Source organism: Pseudoalteromonas sp. SG45-5 (assembly GCF_014164085.1).
Lineage (GTDB): Bacteria > Pseudomonadota > Gammaproteobacteria > Enterobacterales > Alteromonadaceae > Pseudoalteromonas > Pseudoalteromonas aliena.
Genome location: NZ_JACJEM010000208.1, coordinates 1 through 246 on the forward strand (window position 1 = coordinate 1; position 246 = coordinate 246).

Annotated in this window: 1 pseudogene; it reads right to left on the reverse strand. The window is 39.4% G+C overall.

Annotated elements, in window-relative coordinates:
• Positions 1–56: 56 nt before the first annotated feature.
• A pseudogene (locus tag H5119_RS20375) lies at positions 57–246 on the reverse strand (hypothetical protein); the annotation flags it as partial.

Consider the following 246-nt stretch of genomic DNA (forward strand, 5'->3'; position numbering starts at 1 on the left):
CAGCGCCTGTTTGGCATTAATGCTACGTTATCGCCCATTTATGGGGAATAACCACACTACATAGGCTCTGCCTTGCCTAAATACCAAACAGACTGCTGCAAATTTAACCTTGAAAGATCAACAGATGTATGGACTCCCACTTCCCTCAGGAGTAACGTAATAAGCGATAAAACTTTTACCAAGGAGCCCATACATGTTTGATTGTAATGTAATCGCAATTGATTTAGCAAAAAATTTATTTCAGGT